At 63.4% G+C, this 3105-nt stretch carries 3 protein-coding genes; all 3 read right to left on the reverse strand.

Features of this window, described 5'->3' with window-relative positions; translation table 11 throughout:
• Position 1: 1 nt before the first annotated feature.
• Positions 2 to 892 (reverse strand): bifunctional methylenetetrahydrofolate dehydrogenase/methenyltetrahydrofolate cyclohydrolase FolD, encoded by an 891-nt coding sequence (folD, locus tag HOY34_RS21685; RefSeq protein ID WP_172366740.1) that lies wholly within the window; start codon positions 890 to 892, stop codon positions 2 to 4.
• A 39-nt stretch (positions 893 to 931) separates the two neighbouring features.
• Complete coding sequence (locus HOY34_RS21690) at positions 932 to 1249, reverse strand: chorismate mutase (protein ID WP_172366742.1); 318 nt, start codon at positions 1247 to 1249, stop codon at positions 932 to 934.
• A gap of 179 nt (positions 1250 to 1428) precedes the next feature.
• A partial coding sequence (locus HOY34_RS21695; protein ID WP_172366744.1) for a formate--tetrahydrofolate ligase occupies positions 1429 to 3105 on the reverse strand: 1677 nt, incomplete at its 5' end.

The following is a 3105-nucleotide window of genomic DNA, read 5'->3' on the forward strand; positions in this document are numbered from 1 at the left end:
CTCACGCGGTCAGCCCTTTTGGTTCTTGCAGGCCGTTTGCGCGGCATGCGGCGGTGAGGGTATTTGCCAGCAGGCAGGCGATGGTCATCGGGCCGACGCCGCCGGGGACCGGGGTGATTGCGCCTGCGACCTCGGCCGCGCTGTCATAATGCACGTCACCGACCAGGCGGTTTTTGCCGTCGCGCTCAATCCGGTTGATGCCAACATCGATCACGGTCGCGCCCGGTTTCACCATATCGCCGGTGATCATCTCGGGCCGGCCCACGGCTGCGACCAGTATATCCGCGCCGCGACAGACCGCGGCCAGATCTTTGGTGCGGCTATGCGCAATCGTCACCGTGCAGCTGTCGCCCAGCAAAAGCTGCGCCATCGGCTTGCCGACAATGTTCGAGCGCCCGACCACCACCGCATTCAGCCCCGCAAGGCTGCCATGATGGTCGCGCAGCATCATCAGACAGCCCAGCGGCGTGCAGGGCACCATCGACTTCTGCCCGGTGCCCAAAAGCCCGACATTCGAGATATGGAAGCCGTCGACATCCTTCGCAGGCGCGATCCGGTTGATCACCAGCTCTGCGTTCAGATGCGCGGGCAGGGGCAGCTGCACCAGGATCCCATGCACCGCCGGATCGGCGTTCAGACGGTCGATCAGGCCCAGCAGATCCGCCTCGGAGGTATCCGCTTCCAGCTTGAATTCAAAGGAATTCATCCCCGAGGCCTTGGTCTGGATGCCCTTGTTCTTCACATAGACCGCCGAGGCCGGGTCTTCGCCCACCAGCACCACCGCCAGCCCCGGCACCAGGCCATGCTCGACCTTAAGCGCCGCCACATGCGCCGCCACCTGATCCCGCACACCCTCGGCAAAAGCCTTGCCGTCGATCACCTTCGCCGCCATCCGCAGACCCTTCCTGTTCGCAGGCCGCCCGGCGCGGCCCTATTCGTTCCTGTCTCTGAGGCTGTCGGGCCCCAGCAGATTTTCCTCGCGCGCGATCGACCAGTCGATCAGCCGCCGCCAGAGCTTTTCCACCAGGTCCGGCGGCAGGCCCTCGGCCATCGCATGTTTGCGCACATTGGCGACCACCTCTTCCACCCGGGCCGGGATCCGCGCGGGCAGATCCACCCCCGCCTTGATCGCCGCCGCCCGGTCGATGAACCGCGCCCGCAGCGCAAAAAGCCGCACCAGTTCGCGGTCCAGCGCATCAATGCCTTCGCGGATCTCGGCCATGCTCTGACATTCACCCGGTTCGCGCATCCTGTGACCCTCCCATCAGGCCTTCTGTCGTCCAGGCTCTGATCTAAGCCAGCAGGCCGTGCACGAAAAGTCCTTTCCGGGATTGCGGGGGGCCAGGAGAGGCCCCGCGCATTTGGTTAACATCTTTGGCCCAGAGCTTTTGCCCAGAGCGGGCCGCAGAACAGCCCTGAGGGCGGGCCTCAGAACAGGCCTTCTACCTGGCCCGCCTCATTCAGGCGGATGGTTTCGGCCGCAGGCACCCGCGGCAGGCCCGGCATGGTCATGATCTCACCGCAGATCGCCACCACAAAGCCTGCGCCCGCCGACAGCCGCACCTCACGCACGGGGATCGTATGGCCCTCGGGCGCGCCGCGCAGGTTCGGATCGGTCGAGAAGCTGTATTGCGTCTTCGCCATGCAGACCGGCAGATTGCCATAGCCCGCAGCCTCCCAGGCCTTCAGCTGATCGCGCACTGATTTGTCTGCAATCACATCGCCCGCGTGATAGATGCGTTTGGCGATAGTTTCGATTTTGGCAAAAAGGCCCATATCGTCGGGGTAGAGCGGGGCGAAATTCGACTTGCCACCCTCGGCCAGTTCAACCACCCGTTTCGCCAGATCCTCGATGCCCGCTGAGCCTTCGGCCCAGTGTTTGCACAGGATCGCCTCAGCGCCCTGTTCGGCGACATAGGCCTTCACCGCCGCCACCTCGGCATCGGTGTCCGAGTAGAAGTGGTTAATCGCCACTACCACCGGCACGCCAAAGCCTTTCACATTTGCGATATGGCGGCCCAGATTCGGGCAGCCTTTTTGCACTGCTGCAACATTTTCGGCGCCAAGGTCCGCTTTCGCCACGCCGCCGTTCATCTTCATGGCACGAACCGTTGCCACGATCACCGCAGCCGAGGGCTTCAGCCCGGCCTTGCGGCATTTGATGTCGAAGAACTTCTCGGCGCCAAGGTCCGCGCCAAAGCCGGCCTCGGTCACCACATAGTCACCCAGCTTCAGCGCGGTGCGGGTGGCGATCACCGAGTTGCAGCCATGTGCGATATTTGCAAATGGGCCGCCATGCACGAAGGCCGGGTTGTTCTCCAGCGTCTGCACCAGATTGGGCTGCATCGCGTCTTTGAGCAGCACCGTCATCGCGCCATCGGCCTTGATGTCGCGGCAATAGACCGGCTTTTTCTCGCGGGTGTAAGCCACGATAATATCGCCCAGCCGCTTTTGCAGATCCTCCAGATCCTTCGACAGGCACAGGATCGCCATGACCTCAGAGGCCACGGTGATATCGAACCCGGTCTGGCGCGGAAAGCCGTTCGAGACCCCGCCCAGGCTGACCACCGTGTCGCGCAGCGCCCGGTCGTTCATATCCATGACGCGGCGCCAGGCGATGCGACGCTCGTCGATCTCCAGCTCATTGCCCCAGTAAATATGGTTATCGATCATCGCCGACAGCAGGTTATGCGCGGCGGTGATGGCATGGAAATCGCCGGTGAAATGAAGGTTCATCTCTTCCATCGGCACCACCTGGGCCATGCCGCCGCCTGCAGCCCCGCCCTTCATGCCGAAGTTCGGGCCGAGGCTGGCCTCACGGATACAGATCACCGCCTTCTTGCCGATCCGGTTCAGCCCGTCGCCCAGGCCCACCGTCGTCGTGGTCTTGCCCTCGCCCGCAGGGGTCGGGTTGATCGCGGTCACGAGGATCAGCTTGCCGTCGGGCTTGCCTTCCAGCGAGCGGATGAAGTCCTGCCCAACCTTGGCCTTGTCATGCCCATAGGGCAGCAAATGCTCGGACGGGATCCCCAGCTTCGAGCCGATCTCCTGGATCGGACGCTTCCGCGCCTCTCGCGCTATCTCAATGTCTGATTTGAAACCCAT

The sequence above is a fragment of the Pseudogemmobacter hezensis genome, assembly GCF_013155295.1.
Classification (GTDB): Bacteria; Pseudomonadota; Alphaproteobacteria; order Rhodobacterales; family Rhodobacteraceae; genus Pseudogemmobacter; species Pseudogemmobacter hezensis.